Annotated in this window: 15 protein-coding genes; 8 read left to right on the top strand and 7 right to left on the bottom strand. The window is 66.8% G+C overall.

Annotated elements, in window-relative coordinates; genetic code table 11:
* Window positions 1-82 precede the first annotated feature (82 nt).
* The 3 genes from brxD (at window position 83) to ACI2LW_RS24230 (ending at window position 4,169) form a co-directional block, all read left to right on the top strand.
* A complete protein-coding gene (gene brxD, locus ACI2LW_RS24240; protein WP_404733325.1) occupies window positions 83-1,435 on the top strand; it encodes a BREX system ATP-binding protein BrxD in 1,353 nt (450 codons plus the stop codon).
* Between the two features lie 52 nt (window positions 1,436-1,487).
* The gene (locus ACI2LW_RS24235) at window positions 1,488-3,635 is read left to right on the top strand and encodes a DEAD/DEAH box helicase (RefSeq protein ID WP_404733324.1); all 2,148 of its coding nucleotides are present in this window, start codon (window positions 1,488-1,490) and stop codon (window positions 3,633-3,635) included.
* A 186-nt stretch (window positions 3,636-3,821) separates the two neighbouring features.
* Complete coding sequence (locus ACI2LW_RS24230; protein ID WP_404733323.1) at window positions 3,822-4,169, top strand: hypothetical protein; 348 nt, start codon at window positions 3,822-3,824, stop codon at window positions 4,167-4,169.
* 206 nt (window positions 4,170-4,375) lie between these two features.
* Here ACI2LW_RS24230 and ACI2LW_RS24225 read toward each other — a convergent pair whose 3' ends face one another.
* Window positions 4,376-5,272 (bottom strand): DUF5655 domain-containing protein, encoded by an 897-nt coding sequence (locus tag ACI2LW_RS24225; RefSeq protein WP_404733322.1) that lies wholly within the window; start codon window positions 5,270-5,272, stop codon window positions 4,376-4,378.
* A gap of 447 nt (window positions 5,273-5,719) precedes the next feature.
* Here ACI2LW_RS24225 and ACI2LW_RS24220 point away from each other — a divergent pair, with 447 nt between their 5' ends.
* The gene (locus ACI2LW_RS24220; RefSeq protein ID WP_079060029.1) at window positions 5,720-5,995 is read left to right on the top strand and encodes a helix-turn-helix domain-containing protein; all 276 of its coding nucleotides are present in this window, start codon (window positions 5,720-5,722) and stop codon (window positions 5,993-5,995) included.
* 582 nt (window positions 5,996-6,577) lie between these two features.
* Here ACI2LW_RS24220 and ACI2LW_RS24215 read toward each other — a convergent pair.
* Window positions 6,578-6,904, bottom strand: a complete 327-nt coding sequence (locus ACI2LW_RS24215; RefSeq protein ID WP_404733321.1) for a recombinase family protein — start codon at window positions 6,902-6,904, stop codon at window positions 6,578-6,580.
* Between the two features lie 296 nt (window positions 6,905-7,200).
* Here ACI2LW_RS24215 and ACI2LW_RS24210 point away from each other — a divergent pair, with 296 nt between their 5' ends.
* The 3 genes from ACI2LW_RS24210 to ACI2LW_RS24200 all read left to right on the top strand — a co-directional run bounded on the left by ACI2LW_RS24210 (window position 7,201) and on the right by ACI2LW_RS24200 (window position 10,659).
* A complete protein-coding gene (locus ACI2LW_RS24210; RefSeq protein ID WP_404733320.1) occupies window positions 7,201-8,289 on the top strand; it encodes a ComEC/Rec2 family competence protein in 1,089 nt (362 codons plus the stop codon).
* A gap of 1 nt (window position 8,290) precedes the next feature.
* On the top strand, window positions 8,291-9,052 hold the full coding sequence (locus ACI2LW_RS24205) for a hypothetical protein (protein WP_061915732.1): 762 nt from the start codon (window positions 8,291-8,293) through the stop codon (window positions 9,050-9,052).
* A gap of 137 nt (window positions 9,053-9,189) precedes the next feature.
* Window positions 9,190-10,659 carry an HNH endonuclease gene (locus tag ACI2LW_RS24200; RefSeq protein ID WP_061915724.1) on the top strand — a complete coding sequence of 490 codons (1,470 nt, stop codon included), beginning with the start codon at window positions 9,190-9,192 and terminating at the stop codon, window positions 10,657-10,659.
* Here ACI2LW_RS24200 and ACI2LW_RS24195 read toward each other — a convergent pair.
* The 5 genes from ACI2LW_RS24195 to ACI2LW_RS24175 all read right to left on the bottom strand — a co-directional run bounded on the left by ACI2LW_RS24195 (window position 10,627) and on the right by ACI2LW_RS24175 (window position 19,393).
* Window positions 10,627-11,811, bottom strand: a complete 1,185-nt coding sequence (locus tag ACI2LW_RS24195) for a Wadjet anti-phage system protein JetD domain-containing protein (RefSeq protein ID WP_061915721.1) — start codon at window positions 11,809-11,811, stop codon at window positions 10,627-10,629. The genes ACI2LW_RS24200 and ACI2LW_RS24195 overlap by 33 nt on opposite strands.
* Before the next feature lies 1 nt (window position 11,812).
* Complete coding sequence (locus tag ACI2LW_RS24190) at window positions 11,813-15,229, bottom strand: ATP-binding protein (protein ID WP_404733319.1); 3,417 nt, start codon at window positions 15,227-15,229, stop codon at window positions 11,813-11,815.
* Complete coding sequence (locus tag ACI2LW_RS24185) at window positions 15,226-15,849, bottom strand: DUF4194 domain-containing protein (protein ID WP_061915718.1); 624 nt, start codon at window positions 15,847-15,849, stop codon at window positions 15,226-15,228. Before ACI2LW_RS24185 ends, ACI2LW_RS24190 begins: the two co-directional genes overlap by 4 nt.
* Window positions 15,846-17,330, bottom strand: a complete 1,485-nt coding sequence (locus ACI2LW_RS24180) for a DUF3375 domain-containing protein (protein WP_208611263.1) — start codon at window positions 17,328-17,330, stop codon at window positions 15,846-15,848. The genes ACI2LW_RS24185 and ACI2LW_RS24180 overlap by 4 nt, the downstream gene beginning before the upstream one ends.
* Window positions 17,331-18,295: 965 nt before the next feature.
* Window positions 18,296-19,393: an IS110 family transposase gene (locus tag ACI2LW_RS24175; protein WP_404733318.1), complete on the bottom strand. Its 1,098-nt coding sequence runs from the start codon at window positions 19,391-19,393 to the stop codon at window positions 18,296-18,298.
* 681 nt (window positions 19,394-20,074) lie between these two features.
* On the opposite strand from ACI2LW_RS24175, the gene ACI2LW_RS24170 reads away from it, so the two are divergent.
* Window positions 20,075-21,163: a hypothetical protein gene (locus ACI2LW_RS24170; protein ID WP_404733317.1), complete on the top strand. Its 1,089-nt coding sequence runs from the start codon at window positions 20,075-20,077 to the stop codon at window positions 21,161-21,163.
* Window positions 21,164-21,621: the final 458 nt, after the last annotated feature.

The raw sequence follows: 21,621 nt of genomic DNA, 5'->3' as shown, positions 1-21,621 counted from the left end.
CGCCCGGCCGCTCCGAGCACCGGCGGCGCGGTGCACGGCCGGGTGTCCGGCCAGGTGGCCAGCCGGATGGGAGACTATTCGGGTGAACGCGTTTGGATCTTCAGCATCCGGGGCTACCACCCCGGTCAGCGCGGTGCGGCGGCGTGCTGTCGTGGACGCGCTGCGGCGCGGCGCCGTCCCCGAGAGCGGCCTCGACCTGCTCGCCACCGGACTAGACCGCTTCGAGCGGGCCGTCGATGAGGAACTGGACACTGCCGCCGCAGGCGGTTCGGTGTTCAAGGCCGTGCGCGGCGAGTACGGATCCGGCAAGACCTTCTTCACTCGCTGGCTCAGCGAGCGCGCCAAACGGCGCACCTTTGCCGTGGCCGAGGTGCAGGTGTCAGAGACCGAGACCCCACTACACAAGCTGGAGACGGTCTACCGGCGACTCACTGAGCGCCTGGCCACCGCCAGCTTCCCGCCCAGCGCCCTGCGGCCGGTCGTAGACGCCTGGTTCTACGCACTCGAGGAGGATGCACTCGCCGACGGCGCAAGCGAGAGCGAGCTGCCACAGGCCGTGGACCGGCTGCTCACTGCCCGTCTGGCCGAGGTGTCCCGACACGCCCCCGCGTTCGCCACCGCCCTGCGCGGATACAAGCAGTCCCTGGATGCCGGCGACGAGGCCACCGCCGCTGCGGTGATGGCCTGGCTCGGCGGCCAGCCGCACGTCGCCGCAGCCGCCCGGCGCAGTGCAGGCGTCCGCGGCGACCTCGACCACTTCGGTGCCTTCGGCTTCCTTCAGGGCCTGCTCACCGTGCTGAGAGACGCCGGGCACGCCGGCCTCGTCCTCGTCCTGGACGAAGTAGAAACCCTGCAACGGGTCCGCTCCGACGCCCGCGACAAGGCACTCAACGCGCTGCGGCAGCTCATCGACGAGGTCCACTCCGGCCGCTTCCCCGGCCTGTATCTCATCATCACCGGCACGCCCGCCTTCTACGACGGGCAGCAGGGCGTCCAGCGACTCGCACCGCTCGCCCAGCGCCTCGCCACCGACTTCACCACCGACCCCCGCTTCGACAACCCGCGGGCCGTCCAGATCCGGCTGCCCGGATTCACCGAGGCATCACTGACCGGCCTGGGCGCCACCATCCGCGACCTGTATACCGAAGGCTCACAGTCCCCCGACCGGATCAAGCAGCTTGCCGACGACGCCTACCTCACCGACCTGGCCCGGGCTGTGGGCGGGGCACTGGGCGGGAAGGTCGGAGTCGCACCACGGCTGTACCTGAAGAAGCTGGTTGGCGACGTACTCGACCGGATCGACCAGTTCCCCGACTTCGACCCGCGCAGGCACTACAAGCTGACCGTGGGCAGCAGTGAGCTCACCGCCACCGAACGGAACTTCGCCGCGCCCGCACCGGCCGCCTCGGCTGACGACCTCGACCTCGACATCTGACGACCTAGTCCCGAAGTGCCGAACTCTGACGAACAGCCCTGGAGTTGCAGACGTGCAGGAGCAGCCGCGCGGCACCGACCCGCTGGAGCGCCTTGACCCGGTAGTCCTGCACCACATCGTCAACACGCTCGGGTGGCCCGATCTGCGCCCGCTGCAGAAGGCGTCCGTGCACCCGCTGATGAACGGCGAGGACGCGGTCCTGCTCGCGCCGACGGCGGGCGGGAAGACGGAGGCCGCCACCTTCCCCCTGCTGTCCGCCATGCGAGAGCAGCGCTGGACCGGCACCTCAGTCCTCTACCTGGCCCCGCTCAAGGCGCTCCTGAACAACCTGGTGCACCGGGTCGACAGCTACGCCCAGTGGCTGGGGCGCCGAGCCGCCCTCTGGCACGGCGACACCCCCGAGTCCGTACGCCGTCGCATCCGCACCGAATCCCCCGACTTCCTGCTCACCACACCCGAGTCGCTCGAAGCGATGCTCATCAGTGTCAAGACCGACCACGCACACATGCTGGGCCGGGTGCGTGCCGTCGTCGTTGATGAGGTGCACGCCTTCGCTGGGGACGACCGCGGCTGGCACCTGCTCGCCGTGCTCGAACGCCTGGAACGGCTCGCCGGCCACCGCATCCAGCGCATCGGGCTGTCCGCCACAGTCGGCAACCCCGACGCCCTGCTCACCTGGCTCCAGGGCGCACGCCCCGCCGATCGCCCCGGCCTGGTCGTCGCCCCCGGCGTGACTCTGCCCGCCACAACCAGCACCACCGAACACCCACGCCCCGCAGGGGAGGTGGAGCTCGACTACGTCGGATCGCTCGCCAACGCCGCCAAGGTGATCTCCGCCCTGCACCGGGGAGAAAAACGGCTCGTCTTCTGCGACTCCCGCAAGCAGGTGGAAGAACTCGGTGCGGCACTGCGCGCCCGCGACGTCACCGTGTTCCTCTCACACGCCTCGCTGTCCACCGACGAACGCGCACGCTCCGAGCAGGCATTCGCCGAAGCCCGCGACTGCGTCATCGTCTCCACCTCCACCCTGGAACTCGGCATCGACGTCGGCGACCTCGACCGTGTCATCCAGATCGACTCACCCAGCACAGTGGCCTCGTTCCTGCAGCGCATCGGCCGCACCGGGCGTCGCGCCGGCACATCCCGCAACTGCCTGTTCCTCGCCACCCGACCCGACACCCTGCTCCAAGCCGCCGGCCTGCTCACTCTGTGGGCCCGTGGCTGGGTGGAACCCGTCACCCCGCCGCCCTCGCCCCGCCATCTCGTCGCCCAGCAGCTCCTCGCCGTCACCCTGCAGGAACACCGCGTCGGCGACCGGCTGTGGCCCGAGCAGTGGAACGGCCTGGCTCCCTTCGACCAGTCCGCCGCGCCCCTCCTGTCGCACCTGGTCACAGACGGCTTCCTCGACAACGACGGCGGCATGCTGTTCATCGGCCCCGAAGCCGAGAAGCACTTCGGCCGCCGGCACTTCATGGAGCTGACCGCCTCCTTCACCGCACCCCCCGAGTTCACGGTGCTCGCTGGACGCACCGAGATCGGCACCACCGACCCCACCGTCCTCACCGAAGAACGACCGGGCCCGCGCCGCCTGCTGCTGGCTGGCCGCAGCTGGCAGGTCACGTTCATCGACTGGGCCCGACGCCGTGCCTTTGTGGAACCCGTCGAGGACGGCGGCATCGCCAAATGGCAGGGCAGCGAAGCCCGCGGGCTGTCCTACATCCTCACCCGCGCCATGCGCGACGTCCTGCTCGGCACGGATCCCGACGTCCGCCTCACCCGCCGCGCCGTCGCGGCCCTTGCTGAACTCCGCATGGACCGCGCATCCCACGAAGTACACCCGGCGGGCACCCTGCTGGTCCGCGACGCCGACGCCACCCGCTGGTGGACCTGGGCCGGATACCGCGCCAACGCCACCCTCACCGCCTCCCTCGGCAACCTCGCCGACCCCGTCCAGCGCCCCACCGACACCCATGTCCGGCTCCGCCAGGACCTCTCCCCCACCGACTGGAAAACCGCCCGCGCCGAACTCCCCGACTCCCTCACCCTGCCCACCGTTGACCCGCGGGCAGTCCGCGGCCTCAAGTTCTCGGCGGCCCTCCCGCCCCGCATCGCCACCACCACCCTCGCCGAACGCCTCGCCGACTTCGACGGCGCCCTCGCCGCAGCCCGCGAGCCCGTACGGATGGAATGGGGCACCTGAACAACCCGGCGGACAGGCGAATTTTCGGGCGGCTGAGGTCCTTCTTGGCTCGATGACGCTCGCTCCACGAAGCACTATGTCCGAGAGGCACACCGAGTCCTTTTACAGGGCGGCCGTATCGTCACTGGCGTCCCCGACGTCGCCTTCGCCCTGCCAGTACCCCGGCGCCTTGGAAGACTCCGACGAGTGATCCGGCGCTGGTATGCCAAGCGCGACGGCCTCAGCGACATCAACACCCGCCTCGACCTCGTCAATCTCGTCTTCCGAGACCAGGACGACGACCCCACGTACACCCCGCACCTGTGGGCCTACGACCACGACAAGCTTGTCCAGCTCTTCACCGAGGCCGGCTTCACCGCCGTCGAACCCTGGACGTTCGACTCCACCATGGCCAACCCGAAGCGCCAGTGGGGCAGCGTCTACGTCATCGCGACGAAGCAGCGCGCCAGCCCAGCGGTCGGCGCAGACAGGAGCCTTCGGCTGCCAGCAGCGCTCGCCGGACCGACGCACGGCACGAGGACTCTCCGCCGCTGAGCCATTTGCGCGGTGAGCCAAGACGTTCAGCGCAGCGTGTGAGCGTTGGGCGGCGCAACATAGCGCGGGGTCGCCGGTTAGCCAAACCGACAATCCCGCACATCATTGATAGTCCACCGCCACGTCCTGTCCCTACGTCGAAAGGCATCACCCGACGAGCCCGGACCGCCCACACGAGCAGGCACGACCGAGGAACCCGCCAGCGATCACGCTGCCGCGTAGCTCGCCAAAAATAGGTTTTGCGCCCGCTCCACATCCCTCGGCGTACGCAACTGCACCTCCAGATCACCCGTCCCATGGTGACCGAGACCGGAGACATCCCGGGTGAATCCCGGGACAAGGTCGACGTCCTTCGGGTCAACCTTCAGGTAGACCAGCAGCTTGCTCCGCTGCGGCGGACAGAGGCAGGCGAAGTTCCGCAGCCGCTGGTACGCCCGGTACGTTTTGCGCTCGACGCGGTTCACACCGTCCCCGAGCCCGAGCAATGCCTCATCGACCGCGCTCGCCAGCTCAACCATCGACGCGTCCTGGGTGCCGGCTGTCGCCCGGCCAACCGCCTGGCGGCGGGCTCGGCGTGCCACCTGCATGCCGCCGCTCCCGGACGCCACGGTCTCAAGCCCGAGCAGGTCGCTCCCGAACAGTCGGTAGCGAACCAGATCGATCGACCGACGGTGCTCGTGCACGGCATGCACGTCGTAACGCGTGAAGTCGCCGGCGATACAGATCAGGCGAGGGCTGCTCCACAAGACCTGGGACGCGGCCCTTATCCCGAGCCGGTCGAGGACCAGGTGCTCGAACTCGGCACGGTGGTCCATTAGCCACGCCAGGTAGAACAGGCCCTGATTGATGACGCCGACGTCGATGCCGCGCTTGTACTCGACGATGACCGGCGATCCGTTCTCGTCCAGCCCGAGCGAATCGATCCGGCCCTTGTGGACAGGCCCGGTGCCGTACTCGCTCGCCAGGAAACGGACGCCTAGCAGCGTCTCCATGTGCGCCTCGACGAGACCCTGTACATCTGCCTCGACCTCAGCAAGACGCGGCGCGACCTCGGTCATGCCGCTACCCGTCGTATCCGTGCGGAACAGTTTCAGGCCCGACACCTTCCCCTCCTCGGCTCGGAGATCACCAACGCCGATGAGGTGCGGGGATATTTCCGTGAAAGGTCACCAGAGGCGTGAAGGTAGTGCTTACGTATAGTCCACCCGGTGAGCGCTCGCGTCTCCCAGCCGTCGGATGCTGAGCGGTCTGTGACCTCAGGAAACGCTGCCTGCGTCCCTCCCGGATTGCGAAAACACCGCTTCCTAGTTCTCAGGTGATCACGGGGTTTCTCGAGCTCATGTGTGCTGCATCCGCGCTAACGACACCTCTCCGCATAATGCCTCATGACGTCAGAGCGGGCCCCTCTACGGCAAGCGAGGCAACATAGCCCCAGATCGCCGGTTAGCCAAACCGGCGATAGAGCGGAGTATTGAGGTCACCGCGATGACGGGCGCATGCGACGTCCGTAGGCCCGCCACGGGCTACACGCCAAGACGAAAGAAATCAGCATGCACACGCAGATCGAAAAGACTCTGGGCCCTCGCTACAGCCCCGCTTGCATCCGCGCCACCTGGGACGGAACGGGGAGCGTGGAGGACGCCTCAAGGGCGCTTGGATTCTCACGGGCCAAGGGATACGACCTGATCCGCAACGGGCAGTTCCCGTGCCGTGTGCTACGCATCGGCCGTCAGACGCGTGTTGTCACGGCGTCCCTACTCCGGGTCCTCGAAAGCGGAGATCCGGAGTATAACGATGCCCGCGCCGGATGCCGCCCGACGCCCTAAGCCAGCTTCGACGAGGTTCCGCCAGGCTTCGGCGGGGCTTCGTCGTCTCGTGCGTGCTCTCACGTTACCCCGCTCGCGCACTGACTAGCCGAGAGACTCCCCTATGCGCTGAGGCATAGCACTGCCGGGAGCTGAGCGAACGTCGTGCCGTGGAGTCGGCGGCGTTACCACGCCCCGTTTCCTTGCTCCCGGCGCCCCAGAATCGGGGATTCCGACCACGCCAGTGCCTGCGCTGGATGTCGCGCTCTGTCGTAGCCCGCTCCGTGCAGGCGCCCCGTCGCAATGGTTGCCGACGGGGCTTGGCTGTATCACCAGCTATCACACTGTCCCTATGAGGGGTGTGACTGCATAGGTCTGACGAGGCGGAAGACCCCGGGCCGCGTAGCGCTTGAGGCTGCGGACTATGTCGCGCCGGGTTTTGCCTTCCTTGCTGCGGCGTTCATAGTAGGCCCTTAGGGAGTACCGGAACGGGAATTGGTGGTAGCGGCTGACACAATGCCGCCGTCACCGAACCCCTTCCGTCGTCGCCGTAGATGCTGGCGACGGAGGGATTCTGCCCCTTGCGTTTGCCGGTGGGGATGATCAGGTCGGCCTGAATCTGCGCGACGGACTCACCGCCCGCGCGGCGCCGCAGCACGGTGTGGAGCATGTCGTCGGTGATGACCGGTGGCCGGCCGCCGTGCTCCCCTTGCGGGCCGCCGCGTCGAGTCCTTCGAGGGTCGACTCCCGGATGTTCTCCCGTTCGGTCTCCGCCATCGCCGCGAAGAACGCGAAGAGCAGCCGGCCTGGACCGCTGGGGTCGTACATCCCGGGCAGCGGTCCGGCGAGCATCTCCAGGACCAGGCCGTGGGCAGTGAGGTGGTCGGCGAGTGCGGTGAGTTCGGCGGCGTCGCGGCCCAGGCGCTTCATCTCGCACACGGTGAAGATGACCCGGCAGTGCGGGGCCTGGGCCCTGATCTGGCGGGCGAGGGCAAGCGCGGACGCGTACGCGGGTGCTGATCTTCTCGGAGAACACTTAGGTAACCTCTGATCAGAGCGCTCGATCCTGCATCTGGAGATCGGGCGCTCTTGCGTACGCGATCGACCATTCAAACGAAAAGCGGCAAAGTGCGTGCATCGGACATAAGTTACTCACTCATCACGTTGTCATACCCGAGTGGCAGAATCTGTCAGTAACACATCGACGTGTGACAGGTAGGTCCTCTATGGGCTACGAGATAGATTTCCTCCCCGTAGGGGATGAGTCGAGCGGTGGCGACGCCATCGCTCTTCGTTATGGCAACCTCCACGGTCCGCGCGAGCAGCAGACTGTGATGGTGATCGACGGCGGCTACCTCGACGACGGTGAAGCGCTCGTCCAGCACATCCGCGACTACTACAAGACGGGTGTCGTTGATCTTGTCGTTTCAACGCACCCGGACCGTGATCACATCAATGGGCTGCGGGTCGTCTTGGAGCAGATGACCGTCAATAAGCTCCTGATGCACCTACCTTGGAGCCATTCAGGTGACATGGCGCGGGCCAAGATGCTCCTGTCCTACAACGCACGATCACTGCGTACGGAGCTGAGGGATTCACTTCAGGGTGCGACCGACCTCGAAGAAATCGCCAAGGCGCAGGGCGTGCCCATCGAGGAACCGTTCCTCGGCTGGACAAGCGACGACGGCGTACTGCGTATCCTCGGCCCCACCGAGGACTACTACCGTGAGCTGCTGGCAGAGATCGTCGAGGCGAGCGCCTCTCTGGCGGCCAAGTCAAGCTGGGAAGAGACGCTCCGGAAGCTGCTTGCTGGGACGGTCTATGAAGACCTGGACATCGAGACGCTGGCGGAGAACGCCGAGACGACCGCCAAGAACAACACCAGCGCCATCTGCCTCCTGGAGGTCGACGGCAAGAAGCTGCTGTTCACGGGAGACGCAGGGATTCCGGCCCTCGGCCAAGCTCTCGATGTGCTAGAAGCCGACGGCTTCCAGCCTGGTGATCTGAGGTTCGTTCAGGTGCCTCACCACGGCAGCCGTCGCAACGTCAGTCCGTCGGTCCTCAACCGACTTCTTGGGCCCAAGGGGCAGTCCGCGAAGGTGGGGACAGCCTTCGCATCCGTCCCCATGAAGAACCCGGAGCACAAGCACCCATCCAAGAAGACGACGAACGCCTTCCTCCGGAGGGGTTACCCTGTCCATCTGACACAGGGGGTGTCGAAGTGCTCCTTCTTGAACGCGCCTGAACGTTCGGGGTACAGCACATCCATTCCCGAGCCGCTTCACACATCCGTGGAAGACAGCGGGGACGCGTAACGTGCTCTGGCTCGATGACTACGAGCGCCGGGCGCGTCTTGCGCCCGGCCTCCTTGCGCTGCTGTCAATCAATGTAGCTTTGGCAGTACTAGGGCTCAGCAAGGCGCCGGTGGTTGTATCCGTCGTTACGGCGCTCTCACTGGCCGGCGGTCCCGTCGCCCTGGCGGAAGTCGTGCGTCACCAAGGACGCAAGGCTCAGGAGACGCTCTGGGCGGCTTGGGGCGGCTCGCCGACCATCCAGAAACTCCGCCTGCGGGAAGAAGGGCAGAACACGCTGCAACGCGAGATCTGGCGGAAGGCCGTGTCATCTGTGACGGGTGTCGCCCTCCCGTCGCTCCGTAGCGAGAACGGAAACCCAGTGAGGGCCGACGAGGCGTTCGAGGTCGCCGTCGGTCAACTGCGCAACCTGACGCGAAATGCCGAGAAATTCCCTCTCATACACGCCGAGAACCGAAGCTACGGCTTCCAGCGGAACGTCTACGGCATCCGGTGGGTTGCACGAGCCATCGCGTTCGGAGTGGGACTCGGCGTCCTCGCGTACATGCTGTGGCTCGCCAGAATTGACCACCAACCTGCACTCACTCCGGTGAACATCCTCGCCCTAGTCGCCACTGGGGGATGTTTCGTGATGTGGTGGCTTCTTCCGTCGCCCGGGCGGCTACAGAGTGCGGCAGAACGGTACGCATACGAGCTGCTCCAAGCTGCGGTTGTGCTCGATGCTGAGCAGAACGCCGCTCCCGAAGCAGCTCAGCAGCAGCCCTAACAACCTCGTGCACGCCGACGGATCCTGCTGTCAAGCAGCCAGGTTGTGACCAGCATGAATGCATCTGCCGGGAAGCATCAATCTTATCGTGACGATGTCGTTAGCCCTCGTCAGTCGCATGGAGTCAGCAGTCACCTATGTTCGTAGAGTTCGATGCCGTCCCGTTCAGTCCGGCGGGTGATCAGCACGTGGTATGCGGTTCCACTCCCGCGGGGTTCGGCGCACCCGTCTACGTCGACGGCCCCGAGAGACAGCCGAGCGACGTCTCCCGGAGGCTGCTTGAACGGTACCCGCGGTTGCCGAAAGAGCTGAAGGCGGCCGACGAGCTCAAGGCTGCAGGGCTGCGCCCGTCGAACCTGTTCCGTCCTGACGCCTACGTGCTCGGGCCCCCACAACTGGTTGCCGTCCCGGGGGTGCTTACGGGCACCGGGCGTACGACGCCGGGATGGGACGAGACCGTGTACCCGCCGTCGCCTGTCTACCGCGCAGACACGGCCGTGCCGTTCTCGGCGCACCCTAACGCCGACGAAGCCCAAGCAGTGCGCCGTGAGGCGATCCGTTGGGCACAAGATGTCCTCGACGACCCCAGCACGGTCATTCTGGCAGTCAGCGCCATCGGTTCACCTGCTCCGGCCACCCCGCCTCTGGAGCGGGCAGTGCCCTACGAGATAGCACTCACCTCGACGAGCGGCCGCAAGAGATGGCATCAATTCATCAACCCTGGCTGGGATACGACTTACCTGGAGCGGCTCCGACTCGACAAGGGCGGCCTCGCGGTACTCGAATCCGCGCCCCGTTTCCGCGAGGTGGCTGACACGCTGCTGCGGCGGATCCAAGGCAAGCGCGTCGTCATCTACGGACGCAGCCTCCAGTACGCCGCGATCTACGCGGCGCTGGAGTACGCCTGGCTCGGGGATGGGCTCCCCCACGGGGCGCTGTGGCCGGGCACGGCGGACACTCTTGCGCAGTTGGAGCGCAGCCGCTGGGAGTGTGCACGCCTGCGCCACGGTGAGTTCGACAACGACTGGGATGCGGCGGAGGGACACTTCGCGCTACCGGTCGAGGAATCGGCTGCCGACGCGCTCTCCCGATGCCGAATGACTGCTGCTCTACTGCGCCGTATGGCAGATCCGGCCCTCCGCTACGCGGAGCTGAATGCCCGGGCGGAGCGCGCCGTGCGGGACGGTAAGAGCCACCGTCCCAGGTCCCAAGGTGGTCAGCGGCTAAGCCGCATCGCAGCCTCCCGCCATGCGGTGCTCGAGCGGAGCCAGGGGGCTTGCGAGAACCCGCGATGTCCTGATCCCCGCTACACCTCGGCCCTCGGTCGCAACGGCTCCTACCTGCTGGAAGTGGATCACATAGACGATCACGCCAAGGGTGGCGACGACCTTCCCAGGGCCATGATCGCTCTGTGCCCGAACTGTCACGCGCTGAAGACCCGTGGCAAGGTGGCCGACTCGTTCCGTGACCTCCTTCGCGCTACGGCGCTCGTCAGGCACCAGGAGTTGCTCACCAAGGCTCGTTGCAAGTGCCCTTCGCCAGCACCGGCTGGCCAACTGTGTTGTGCGCAGTCCTCAGCGGAGCTCGTTGAGGGCTTCTTCGAGTAGGTGAAACCGCACGCGTTCTTGTTCGAGTCGCACCTTGGAGCCGAACTCTCCGGACACCAGGATGTCGTAGGCATCGGCTTCGTCCGGTGAGAGCGTGCCGAGGTGCTGGTGGGTGGGGGTGTCCTCCTTCACCCACTGACCTCGGTGCTCCAGGAGAACATCCCGATTCATCAGGATGGACCGTGTGTGCGGGAAGGCCCGGCGCAGCCGGTCGAGGATGGCGAAGCCGTGGGTGTCCAGGTCGCCCCAGTAGACGAGGCGTGTGCCGTGCAGCCAAGTCAGAGCAGCTAGTTGGGTGACGGCGTAGCCTCCGCCGTGGATCACCATGCTGTGAGGTTGGTCAGGGAAAGCGAGGTAGGTGGTCTCGTTCTCGACGACGTACACAGTCGTGATGCCGGGCGGTGACGCGGTGAACTCGTCCGCGCGGACCGTGAGCTCGCGAAAGCCGGCCACTGACGCGCCGTCGAGGAGCCGAAACCGCAGGTAGACGGGCTTGCGCAGGAAGCGGAAGCGGGCGGCGAAGTCGGTGCGCACGACCTCGGAGTTGATGCGGTTCTCGGGCAGGCAGTGCTCCAGCAGGGTCGTCAGGATGGCACGGTGGTGTTCGATGAACTTGGTGTCAACGCCGGGCACGTCGAGCTGGCGCAGGTAGACGGCCGGGCCGCGGTAGTCGGTGATCCACCGGACCGTGGCCTGGAGGCGGGGCCAGTCGGCATCCCGCTGGACGACCTTCATCGGGTGCTCGGCCATCCACGCGGCCAGCGGGGGCAGGCTCTCGCGGGCGGCGGCCAGGAGGGACGTGTAGCGGGTGACTGTGTTGGTGACGCCGAGGAGTTGGAACAGGTCGTCGCGGTGGTCGATCCAGGCCCGGGCGGGGGCGTTGTTCACGCCGGCTAGGCGTCCGCCGAGCTTCCGGTACTCGATGCGCAGGTGCCGGTGTTTGTCGGGGGCCCATGAGGTGGCCCATGCGAGGACGTCGTCGTAGTGCTGGGTGATGTCGCCGGCCTTCGGACCGCGCAGGGGGATGGCGAGTGGGTCGAAGTCCGTACCGTCGGCGAGCTGGCTGAGGAACTCGCCGCGCTCCCAGCGTTTGCGCAGGCGGGCGGCGACGTCGCGGGGCGTGGTCCAGGTGGGGGTGGAGGTGGCCGCCATGTCAGTGGTCCTGTCCGGTGGCGGGCTGTCCGGCGGCCAGGGCGTGGGCGAGGCGTTCTCGGCGGTACTGGGCGATGGTCAGGGTGCGCAGGCGGGAGTGGTGTCCAGTGGGGTTGTCGACGAAGCCGACGGCGGACACGTACGGCTCGATGACGTGGATCTTCTGCAGCGGGGTGACGATGAGGAGCTGCAGGCCCAGGCGCTTGAAGAGGTCCAGGGCGAAGCGGGCGGATTCCTCGGAGCCGCGGCCGAAGGCTTCGTCGATGACCACGAAACGGAAGGTGCGGCTCCTGTTGGCGGTGGTGTCGAGCTTGAACTGGTAGGCGAGGGAGGCTGCCAGGATGGTGTAGGCGAGTTTCTCCTTCTGCCCGCCGGACTTGCCGCCGGAGTCGGAGTACACCTCGTACTCACTGTCGTCCTCGCGGCGGCGTTCGCTGGCGCTGAAGACGAACCAGTAGCGCACGTCGGTGACGCGCCTGGTCCAGGCTCGGTCGGCATCCGTGTGGCCTTCGCGGCCCTTGAAGCGTTCGATCAGGCGCTGGACCTGGTGGAACTTCTCTTCCGAGTACAGGTCGGAGTCGTCATCCGAGAGGACGTCGTCGGTGCAGGCGCGCAGTTCGGCGGTGAAGTCGCGGATCTCGGTGTTGGGGGTCTTCTCGGGCTGGAGCATGATGTAGCGGCCCGGGTTGTAGTCGATGTCGGCCAGCGACTCGTTGATGGTGGTGATCCGTTCGCCGATCTCATCGGCCCAGTTATTCAACTGCGCGTGGAATCCAGCGATTTCGCGGATGACGTTGGTCTTCAGGTAGGTGCGGAACTGCTCTTCGAAGCGCGGCAGGTCGTCGGCGACGAGCTGGCGGTGCAGGGCGCGGTAGCCGGCGGCGGAGGCGACGGAGTCGTCGAGCTCGTTGGTCTCGGCCGGGTAGTCGGTGCGGAAGGTGCGCATCTGGGAGGCGATCGCCTGGGCGAGGCGGGTCTGCTCCTTGCTCCACCGGTTCTTTCGCGCCGTCCCCTCCTCACGCAGCCGGGTCTCGACGCGGGCGCACTCCTTGGCGGTGGCGCAGGTGAGTCGGGCTTCGTTCAGGCGTTGTTCGAGGGCGGGGAAGTGGGCCTGGGCGTCGGTGGCGGCCGGCTCGGCGAGGATGACGCGCGCTTCGTCGCAGGCGCGTTCGGCGGCGTCCCGTTCCCCGTCGATGCGGCCCCAGCTCTCGGTCGCGCTCGCGTATGCCGCTTCCTGCTGCTTGATCTCAGCGGCGATCTTGTCCAGTTGGCGGGTGAGTTCGTTCAGGTCCTTGGAGTCGGCCTGCAGGCGCTGCTTCTCCTCGGTCAGCTCGGCAATGTGCCGCACGACGGAAGGCCAGTCGATCTCGCTGAACTCCCCCATGGCCGCCAGCCGGTCGAGGACCTTGTCGCGGCTGATGGCATCCTCGTGGGCGGCTTCCAGGCTGCGTTTCGTGTCGGCCGTCTCGCACTGGGCTGCATGGACTTTGCTGGCTTGGTCCAGGAGGGCGTCGATCTTTGCCTGGTTCGTCCAGCCGAGCACGTAGGTGCTGCGGTCGTCTATGCGGGTGGTGTCGTTCTTCTCGTGGCGGCCCCGCGTCCCCTTGATCAATCCCTGTGCAGTCATGGCGAGTTCGGCCTGCCGGAAGTCGTCCATGGTGGCCACGCAGGTGTGCGAGGCCCGGCGTTCGAGTTCGCCGGCCAGCCACTCGGCGAAGGGCGAGTCGCCGCGGATTTCGAGCTTGGTGAACAACGCGGTCGAAGGGGCCGGCTGGGTGCGCCGGGCCGGGGTGTGGTTGGGGACGCGGAAGTACACCAGCTTCGTGCCCAGGTGGTGGTCGTTGATCCACTCGGAGACGCGGGCGTACTGGCCTTGGGGGACGACGAGGGACAGTGCGAAGCCGCGCAGCAGCCGCTCGGCGGCGCCCGCCCAGGTCTGTTCTTCGTCGCGGACCTGGATGAGTTCGCCGACGAAGGGCAGCGTGCTCTCTTCGATGCCGAGTTCCTGGCACAGGAGGGTGCGAACCTGAAGCTGTTTGCGGGGGATGTTGCTGCGGCGGGAACGCAGGCTGACCAGGTCCTCATTGATGTCCTGGGCCTGCTGGTGAAGGCGATCGGCCTGAACGGCGAGCTTCTCCAGGGCCGCTCGCGTCTCCTTCTTGTCCGCGGCGACGTCGTATTGGGCCCGGGAGATCTCCTCAAGGCGGTCGGTGAACTGGGCCTGATCACTGGCCGGAGCCAGTCCGGCCTGTTCCAGCAGGTGGGCGTGGTGGCGGGCGAGCCTTTCGCGCGCGATGCGCAGCCGCTCCGCCTCCTCGATCTGGCGTTCCAGTTCGCCAAGGCGCCCGCCGCCCAGGCCCTCACGCTCAAGTTCCCACCGGCGTTCCTGGCCGCGCAGCCGCTCCAGCTCCTCATGGGCAGCCTTCTTCTCACCCTCCAGACGCATCAGCGACCGTTCCAGCTCGGCGCGTTCTGCGTCGTGGAGAACCGCCGTACGCGCGGCCATGAAGTACCGCAGCGCAGCCTGCTCGGCATCGGCTTCCTCGATCCGGGCGGCCAGGCCCTCGTAGGTGTCGCAGTCCGCGAGCAGCGGGGTGAGGGCTTCGATCTGGGCTCGGGCCCGCTGCACGGAGTTGTAGGTGGTGGTCAGGGCGTCGAAGTGGCTGACGATGTTGTCGGTCATCGCGGCCGCATCGAACGGCTCGAGCATGTGGCTGCGTACGAAGTCGTCCAGGCTGCCCACCGACTTCATCGACACCGTCTGGTGGAAGAGCTCCAGGGCCTGCTCGGACTCGATGCCCATCCGGCGCCGTAGGTCCTTGCTGTAGGGCGGGAACGACTTGTGGACACGGACATCGCTAGCTTCGAGGCGCTTCTTCAGGGCTCGCACTTCGGTGCCGAAGTCCGCGAAGTCACCGGCCACGGACAGGGCCCGATCCGCGACCAGGAACAGCCGTTCGGGGCTGGTGGCGTTGGCGTCGGGCAGCCAGAACACCTGGCCCACCGTGACGGTCAATTCCAGCGCGGCGTTGTGGAACACGCCCAGGATGACCGAGTAGCTGCCGGGCTTGCGCAGCGCCACCGGCTTGGTGGCTCCGGTCTCTTCGTTGCGTTCGGACTTGTAGTGGCCCAGCACATAGGAACGCAGGCTGCGCTCGCCGCTCTCCGCTCCGGCAGCCCGGTTGTAGGCGATCTTGCGGGCGGGCATGAACAAGGTGGTGATCGCGTCCACCAAGGTGGACTTGCCGGAACCGATGTCCCCGGTCAGCAGCGCGTTGGCGCCGGCGAGGCCGAACGACCACACGTGCTTGTCGAACGTGCCCCAGTTGTAGACCTCCATGCGCTCCAGCCGAAACCCGGCCGCGGCGAAGGTGGCGGGAATGGGCGGGTCGGCAGGGCCAGACTGAACGGGGATCACTGCGTCTTCTCCTGAACGATGTGGGAGGCTGCGTACTGGGCCAGGTTGGTCTCGAAGTCGGCGAGCCACTGTCCGTCGACGAAGGCTTTGATGATCCGCTGCACCTCGAACAACTGCTCCTGTCCTCGGGCGCGGCGCAGGAACTGCAGTTCCACCATCTTGTTGATGTGGCCATCGATCTGGTCGACCAGGCGCGCCTCGTTACTGCCGGCCGGGAGGAACGTGCGGATCATCTCGACGATCTCGTCCCGGGTGATCATGAGACGGGTGCCGTCGGCGCCGGCGTCGAACTCCGCGAGCCGCTTGCGCAGCAGCACGATCAGCAGGCTGACGGGGTAGGACAGTGAACGGCGCGGAATCAACCGCGGCGGCGCCATGCGAGGGTCCCGGACAGCGTCCTCGTCGTCGGGCATCGACTGCAGGAAGGCGTAGCCCTCCATTTCGTCGATCACCACGCGCAGCCCCATGACCTCGACGTAGTCCTTCACCCGAGCACTCAGGTGCACCAGCGCGTCCCAGGCCCGCTCGTGCTGGTCACGGAAGACCGGACCCTTCAGCAGCTGGTTGACCGGCAAGGAGAGGGTGTACGGCTGTGGGGCGGAAGTGGAAGGCGTCGTCATCGCCCCTCCTTCTTCTGGTCGGTGGCCCAGGCGATGCCGGGGTTGATGCGGGCGAAGGTAACGACGGGCACGGTGGCGACCTGCTGGACGTCGTCCTCGCCGATCCACGTGATCTCTTCTTGGCGGTGGTCGTCGAAGACCGTGGCGAACCCGTCGTCGGGCAGCGCGAAGTAGGCGACCAGTTCGGCGAGCCCCTGCTCCAGGGGGTGCTCACGCAGAGTCTCGGCCAAGGACACCTGCGTGCGCGCGCCGAGGGCGTCGTGGACGGCTGCCGTAAGCCGGGCGGGATCGACGTAGACCGCCTCGAACAGCGCGTCGGCGGCGAACTCCTCGTCCCCCGCTTCGATGCTGGTGCTGTCGATCGGTGTCTTGACCAGCGGCGTATACAGCGGCCGTTCCATCGGCAGAGCGATGGCCGGGGTCGCTGCGTCGATCTCGGCGACCAGATCCACGCCCGGCACGTCTCGCAGCGCCAGTGCGTGGGTCTCGATCGCGCGTACCAGCTCCAGGACACGGCGGTCTTCCGAGCGCACCTGGTCATCGAGGAATCGTCGTAGCTGATCCGACAGCTGTCGCACGGTGGCCTGGGTGCGCTCGGCGGCCTCCAGCCAGTCCCGGGGCATGCGTCGCATGCGCGGATCGGGTTCGTCGATGGCCTCCATCGCCTCGACCTCGGCAAGCAGCGTCTTGAGCTCGTCCTGACGGCTCGGCGCGAGCAGGAAGTCGTAGAACGCCTGGAAGGTCCGGCCCTGGTCCGACTCCGCGATGCTCTCGCGGCTGCCCAGCACCTCATCCAGCAGTTCGCCCTTGGCCCCGTCCCAAGCCGCGATCTTGCTGCGCAGATCGCGGTCCAGATCCCGGAAATTCGCCTCGACCTCACGGAAGTCGGCCAGAAGCCCATGCGCCGTATCGGTCACCTGCTGATATCGGTCCCGCAGCGCCGCGCTGTCCAGAACGTCCACCTCTCCGGCCTCAACTCGCTCGATCTCCAGGTCGATTTCGTGACGGCGCCGCGCGAGTTCAGCCAGCCGCGCCTCCGGATCGGTTTCCGTCCCGAACGTCATCTGCCGCAAGAGATCGAAGATCGTATTCAGGCGCGACTCCGTACCGACGAACGAACGCTCCTCAAGTGACCTGATCCACGAGATGGCCTTCTCGACCGCGGCCGTGGCGTCATAGTGCGGCTCGTCCGAATCCGGCGGGTAATACTTGCGCAGCCAGCCGTTCCCCGGCGCCGCCCAGTCGTCCAGATACGCCTTGGCGGACTGCGGAAACGTCCCGTGCCCCAGCCGCTCATTGAGCGCGAACAACTCGTCATCCAGCCGCTCGACAAGTTCCACACCAGCAACCGAGCGCGCCCCCTGCTCGACGAACACCTTGTTGAGGAAGCTCAGCATCAACGCCGCATTGTTGGCCGTCAGCAGCCGCCACGCTGCGCTCTGCTTGCGCAACGCAACCAACCGGTCGTAGTCCAATTCCATGCGTCCTGCTCTCTCACGACCCCGGCGGATGACGGCATCCCCCGCCCTCAGCGAATCCGCAGGCTCTGTCGGCGCCCACGCTCGCGCAAGCCGACACGGGCATTTCGCGTCGGCCATTAGGAACCGTAGAGGCCACCACTGACAACGGAGGCCGGCTCGGTAAGCGGCAGCACATGCCACGACGGCCTCGGGGAAGAAATCAGCAGGTGAGAGCTAGATACATCACAAACTCTGCGCCCTTACTGGCAATCTTTTCGAACAAATACCCGAGCACCGCACTGCGCCTCGCCCTTCCAGGAGTACGGCGCCCTACCGGCATCGGTCCGGTCACAAGCGTCAGCGTTCAGCACCTGCACGCCGTTCGTCCGACATCAGGCCGCCGCGTCGAACCACCGGCCGTTCAGCTCGCCACGCCCTCACGCTCAGGCGGCCACGCCGCGCCGCTCACAAGGAGCGAGCCAGGGTGCATCCACACCGAAGAGGCCCCTTGACCTTCAGCTATTGCCACGATTGCTTGCCAGCACAGAACTGCAAACAGGGACGGAGTAAGCCCCGCCATCCACCGCCCTGCAGGCCAGTACAGAAGACAGGGGCCCCGCCGGAACCATCCGACGGGGGCCTCATCTGTCACGGACTTCCAGAGCACAGAGGCCCGTCAGGCTTTTTCGGGCGCCCCACCGCGCTTCTCTCCGCGGAGTGGCCATACAGGACGTTCTGATCAGGCTTCTGGATTACGGACCCCACCCAATGTGTGCGATTGCAAACAAGCGTGCCAGCGAAAGCGTCGCAGAAACACGGACTGCATGACGCGCCAACCGCATCGTGCACGCCGACGCAGATGACTACACGACGAAGCCTCACCGGATCGCTCCGGTGAGGCTTCGTCGTCCCACGACTCCGGGAAGAGCCCCCGTCGCGATGGCTCCCGGTGGAGCTTCGCGGCTCGCCCGCTCTCACGGACGCCCCTATAACGCAGGGGTGTGGAAAACCGGCCTGACCAGGTTGAAGACCTCGCGGGCCGCATATCGCTTGAGGCATCGGATGATCTCGCGGCGGGTCTTGCCCTCCTGGGTGCGGCGTTCGTAGTACGCCCGGGTGCGCGGGTCGCGACGCAGCCGGGTGAAGACGATGCGGTGCAGGGCGGCATTGGCCTGGCGGTCGCCGCCACGGTTGAGCCGGCGCGTGCGCCGTCGGCCGGAGGAGTACTCGACGGGACTGACTCCGCAAAGGGCAGCAAAGGACCCCTCGGTGTTCAGCCGCTCGGGATTGTCCCCCATGGTGATCAGGAGAGTGACGGCGCTGTCCGGACCGATACCCACCGGCACGAGCAGCTGCGGGGCGTGGTGTTCGACGAGCTGGGTCAGGCGTTGGTTCAGCTCATTGATCTGTCCGGTGAGCTGTTCGATGCGCTCGGCGAGCATTCTCAGAGTCATATGGGTGGCCTGGGCCACCGCGTTCTCGCCGTCCTCGCCGTCGTCTGGCCCGAGGCGTGCGCAGGTGCGGAACAGCTCGCGGTTGCCCAGGCTGGACAGTCGTTCCCGCAGGGCGGGGTCGGCGATGACCAGGACGGCTTTGAGCTGGTTGATCGCCTGGGTACGGGCCTTGACCGCGGAGTCCTTGGCGAGCTTGAAGATCCGGGCGCTGTGCACCGGACCGTCGCCGGACTTGGCCCGGGCCCGGGCGCGGCCACTGAGCACGGCCCGCGCGGCGGCCTGCGCATCGAGCGGGTCCGACTTACCCAGCAGCCGGCGGGCCGAGCGGTCGGGCCGGTTCACCTCGTACACCTCAACGTGCTGGGCCAGCAGGTAGCGGGACAGGCCCGCGCCGAAGGTGCCGGTGCCCTCCACACCGGCCCGGCGCACCGCCCCCCGCTTGCGGGCCCACACGAGCAACTGTCGGTAGCCGGCCGCCGTCGCGGGAAAGGACTCCGTTCCCAGGATCTTCCCGAGCGGGGAGATCACGGCGGCAACATGCACCTCGCCGTGCGTGTCCACGCCCAGGACGACCTCGCGCCGAACGGGCGGATCCGCGCTCGATGAGGTGCTGCGCTGTCGGGTCGTCATGATGGTGTGCCTCCCACATGCTGACGTACTGGGTGATGGCACCGGCCTGCTTGGGGCGGTCTGAACCGTGATGGCGCCTGAACTCGGCAAGGCCCCTATAGGGACACGCCCTGTGGCTCGGTGGCAGGCAGCATCCCGCAACGGCAGTCGACAGGTCCGTGACTGGACACTTCGGTCATAGATCTCACGAGTCAGACCCCGCCGCAGGACAGTGTCCACCTACTGTTCTCCGTCCAATCGGCTTGCAGCCACGTCACCCCGCTCGTTCGGACGAATTAGCTCGAAGCACCGGTCGCCTACCAACTCAGCTGGCAACATGCCGCCGTTGTACGTCAACTTCATGGCGAAGGCGGACCATTGGAACGGCAGGTCAATGAGCGGCAGCTCTCGGTGTTGCAGTGGGTGGGAGGCGGGTGCCCCGCAGGCGTATGGAACACCAGCTCCTACAAGACCACCTGCCAGGCACTCCACAACCGTGGCCTGGTGACGGTCTCCCGGAAGAGCGGGCAGTGGAGCGTCGCCCTGACAAGCGCCGGTCGGCACTACCTGGCACACGGCACGTACCCTCCCCGCGGATCACGCCCGCGGAAGACCCAGGCCGCCGGTCCACGACCTAAGTCCACCCGGGCGCGGGAAACTCCGGCCACCGAGCGGAAGCCAAGCCCTCCCTCACATCCTCGTGTGACGCTCACGGAGCAGCTGTTACAGGAGCTCGCGGAGGCCGGCGGCAGGATCGTCAAGAGCGGCAGCGGTCGCGACTTGGAGAAGTGGCCGTCCCGCGTCGCCGCCGCACGCAGATCCGGAAGGATTCCGGAGACGAAGGAGCTGTACGGAAGCTGGTGCCGTGACGGGTACGAGATCAAGCTCGTCGACATCCCCGCCTGGCGTCTTGCTGTCCTCGACCCCGTCGCCGTGCCCTCGCGGCTCACTCGGCCACACGCCGTTGTCCGAGCCATGCAGAACGAACGGCAGCCGCTCGGCCTGACCAAGCCCGTCCAAGGACGCGCTCTCCGCCTCATCCAGGCACTGATCACCGCCGCCGAGGCCGAAGGACACACCTGCTCGGCGGGGCAGACCGGCTTCGCACCCCCGTCTCATCGCCGCCGCAGGGCGCACCCTCACTTCACCATCACCGCACAGGGCCAGACCGTAGGGTTTCTCATGCTCCAGGAGCAGGACCGGACCGAGCACGTCGCCACCGAGAAGGAACTAGCCGATGCCAAGAAGCACTCCTGGGTAAGGATCCCGCGCTTCGACTACACCCCGTCCGAACGCCTCCGCTTCATCGTCAGCGGCGGCCAGCCGCACCGGGCGGGCGAATGGGCCGACGCTCCCGGCCGCCCCCTTGAAGAGCAGCTCGCCGAGATCGCACAGGAGGTCACGCTTCGCGGCGAAGCCGCCGAACGCAGACGCCAGGACGAGGCCGAAGCGGCACGCCAGAAGCGCATCCGCTGGGAGGCCGCCATGGAACAAGCCCGCATCCGGTACGCCGAGGCGTACCGCGTCAGGCACCTCGAAGCCCAGGAAGCGGCATGGCGACACGCCACTCGACTGACCGAGTACGTGAGCGCGGTACGCGCACGAGTCGAGGCCATGCCACCAGGGCAGACCCGAACCGAAGCCGAAACATGGATCAGCTGGGCAGCAGCCACCGTGGAGCGCCTCGACCCACTGAACACACCGCCCCGGCCGCCCGACATTCCCAACCCACGGGCCGACGACCTGAAACCCTTTCTCGGTCACTGGAGCCCCTACGGCCCCACCTACTGAACGCCCGCTCCGCCAACCGTCCGGCCCGCCGAAATGTGACAGCCTGCGGGGGTGCGGCCCTCAACCTGGCATAAGCCGCGCGACCAGCCAGGTGATGCCCTGTCAAGATTTCAGGCCGCTCGGAGTGATCTCTGGGTAGCCGGATCGTCAAACGAGCGTCAGCGGTCCCTGGCCCTTTTTGTGGCATCGACGACGGGGACGGCACCGATGCACAGGCGTGCTTGACGATCCGCGACGGGCCCCGAGCGGCGGCGTAGCTCTCCGGTCGGCGCCGTGCCCTGTCCGCATTGCCCACAGATACTCTGTTGAAACGGTTGCCGACCCTCATCCCGCCACGGCCCGGAAGGGCCCCCGCAAGCGGTGCTTGGGTTCAAGGGGTCGTCGCAACACCACTTGGTTTCAGGTGGTGAGTAGATCACGTAGACGCTCGGCTGGGGTATCCCAGCCGAGCGTCTTGC

The sequence above is a fragment of the Streptomyces sp. NPDC004065 genome (assembly GCF_044903565.1).
GTDB lineage: Bacteria > Actinomycetota > Actinomycetes > Streptomycetales > Streptomycetaceae > Streptomyces.
The sequence above is the reverse complement of the archived record's forward strand: the minus strand, read 5'-3'. Positions and strand labels throughout refer to the sequence as shown.